3 protein-coding genes are annotated in these 2,383 nt (G+C 70.4%); 2 read left to right on the top strand and 1 reads right to left on the bottom strand.

Annotation, left to right across the window (positions count from 1 at the left end; all coding sequences use genetic code 11):
* Nucleotides 1–419 precede the first annotated feature (419 nt).
* Nucleotides 420–542: a hypothetical protein gene (locus tag ACR80Q_RS18225; RefSeq protein ID WP_435379073.1), complete on the top strand. Its 123-nt coding sequence runs from the start codon at nt 420–422 to the stop codon at nt 540–542.
* 199 nt (nt 543–741) lie between these two features.
* On the opposite strand, the gene ACR80Q_RS18220 is transcribed toward ACR80Q_RS18225, so the two are convergent.
* Nucleotides 742–1,335, bottom strand: coding sequence for an IS1096 element passenger TnpR family protein (locus ACR80Q_RS18220; RefSeq protein ID WP_435379072.1), 594 nt, complete (start codon nt 1,333–1,335; stop codon nt 742–744).
* Between the two features lie 374 nt (nt 1,336–1,709).
* Between ACR80Q_RS18220 and ACR80Q_RS18215 the strand changes: the two genes are divergently transcribed.
* A partial coding sequence (locus tag ACR80Q_RS18215) for a hypothetical protein (RefSeq protein WP_435379071.1) occupies nt 1,710–2,383 on the top strand: 674 nt, incomplete at its 3' end.

Raw genomic sequence — 2,383 nt, 5'->3', positions numbered from 1 at the left:
CCCGTGAAAGCCCCGGGCTAGACGTTCATGCGGATGACATCACCCCGCACCTCTGTTAGCCGCTCACCGTTCACGCTTGCCGAGATGCCAGCTCCTCGGCCAGCTCGCGCTCAAGCGCACGTCCTTGAGCCGTCGACGTGCGCCCGGTAGGTCCGAGCGTCGGGGTACCAGCGCAAGGAAGGCGGTAGGTGCACCAGCAGCGTCCGCCCTCGACGGCGTAGGAGACCGGCGACCAGGCTGGGCTCGTCGTTGCGGGTGCCCGTGGTGAAGACCAAGCACGGCCAGGTCGCCCCCGGTGCGACCGGCTACGCCGATGCTTTGGTCGCCCTGACTGAGGACAACGTGGTTGAGACCGCCGACGCCTGGGGGCAAGGGCTACGACGGCAGTTCACCGAGGGACGCTCGTCGTCCTGCCGAGCGTGCGCGACCTCAAGGGGCCAGATATCGCGCTGCTGCGCGACTTCGAGGACGAGGGGTGGGTGTGCTGGCGCCCCGGCGAGGAGGCCTTCGAGCACATGAGGGACGCCGGCCCGCCCAGCTGATCGCAGACCGATTCCGCCAGGCGACCCCTCACTGACGCGGCGAGCCTTCGCGGCGGGCGGTCAAGGCGAAACCCGGTGTCAAGGGCCCCTGGCCGCGCAGTCCGGCAGAGGATCCGGAACGGGACGGTCGGTGCATCGGGGGCGGTGGGGTCGTCGAGGGGGCGTGGGTGTGCCGGCTGGCGGCCAGCACGTGGCGCGGTCAGCTCGTGGGTCGGTGCTCGGGGTCTCCCCAGCCGGGCTGTAGGGGCGGGAGGTCGCGCAGGCGGGGATCGGGTGGCGGGGGGGTCTCGCCGTCGTCATCGCGGGTGCGGCGACCGTACTGGTTGGGGATGTCGCCCCAACCCCAGTAGGGGACCGGGTGCGGTGGCTGGGCGCCGAGCTCGACCAGTGGGTCGACCTTGTAGAGGTCGACGGTGCAGAGGTGGGCCCAGTCGTCGCCGAGGTCAAAGACGTAGGCGAACCTCTGCCCGGGCTGGAGGGTGGACAGGCGGACTCGCTCGTCCAGGCGTGCCCCGGCGGGGGCGTCTTCCCAGTGCCGGTCCACCAGCAGTCCGGGGGCGGCGTAGGGGCCGAGGTCCGTGTCGAGCCTTGGCAGGCCGGGGGCGTCCTCGCCGAGGTCGAAGCAGTGCAGGTGGGCGCGCTCCCAGCGGGCGAAGGCGTCGTCGATGGCGGTGGCCAGCTGGGCGAAGGTGTGGCTGCGGGCGGCGGCGAAGGACCGGCCTGGGCGAGGCCAGAAGTCCTGGCCGCGGCCGCTGACCAGCTCGACCTGGATCGACAGCCATGTCCTGCTCATCCGAGACGTTCTCCAGCGGTGGGTGTTGTGGGACCGACGAGGCTAACCGTTGAATCGTTCCTTGTGGCCGGTGACGGGAGCTGGCCGGAAGGTTGGCGCCGCACCGCGTCCACGACTTGCGACTGGTCGGGCATGATCTGGGACACCCGAGTTGACCGCCTCGCGCGGACGCGGCACGTTGCTCCGGTTACGGTCATTGGGTGGTGGAGCGGGGCGNCTTGTGGCCGGTGACGGGAGCTGGCCGGAAGGTTGGCGCCGCACCGCGTCCACGACTTGCGACTGGTCGGGCATGATCTGGGACACCCGAGTTGACCGCCTCGCGCGGACGCGGCACGTTGCTCCGGTTACGGTCATTGGGTGGTGGAGCGGGGCGCATGCTGAGCGTTCAGCCGTGGGGAAGGACCGTGCCCGAGACGCCAGCACCGGGCCGCGTGGAGGAAGCGCTGGGCCTCGTTCTGGCGCACGCGTTTCCGCTGGACCGCCGAAAGCAGGACGCTGTACGTGCGTACCTGCTCGACGCTGGCCCGACTCCGGCGTCGGCTGAGAAGACCGCCGACCGGTTCGGCATGAGTACGCGCTGGGTGCGGCATCTCAGCTACACCGCCAAGACGTTCGCGCGTACCGTCCCGCCCCCGGAGACCCTCCTTGAGGCCATGCGGCGCCTTGAGCGTGGCGGTATTCGCACGGGCGATGAGATCACCGCCAGCTTGTTCGAGGCGGGCCTGACCCTGGGGCACGTGCCGGTGCGGTCGCTGCTCCGTATCGGGGACCTTTTCGGTATGGTCGCGGCCCGGAGTAGTCGTGTCGTTGCCGCCGGTACTGGCCCCGGCCCCGCGGGCCGGAAGCAGGTCGGCACTGTCGTAGTTCCCGACCGGGAGGAACTGCTGATGCGTTCCTACCTCGACCAGTTGCACCTTCTCCTGCGGCATCAGATCGCGGTCCCGCTCCCGGCCACCCGAGGGACCACCGCCCCCCGCTCGACCAGGGATGCGATCACGGCCCTCGTCGATCACGACACGCGATTGACCCTTCACGCCCCGTCCTCTGA

The sequence above is a fragment of the Aquipuribacter aurantiacus genome (genome assembly GCF_051216895.1).
Taxonomy (GTDB): Bacteria; Actinomycetota; Actinomycetes; order Actinomycetales; family JBBAYJ01; genus Aquipuribacter.
Note: the sequence above shows the minus strand (reverse complement) of the source record. Positions and strands in the feature narration are given on the sequence as shown.

Coding starts and splice junctions, on each gene's coding strand:
- ACR80Q_RS18220 (WP_435379072.1), bottom strand. CDS start 1,335: ATGAGCAGGACATGGCTGTCGATCCAGGTCGAGCTGGTCAGCGGCCGC.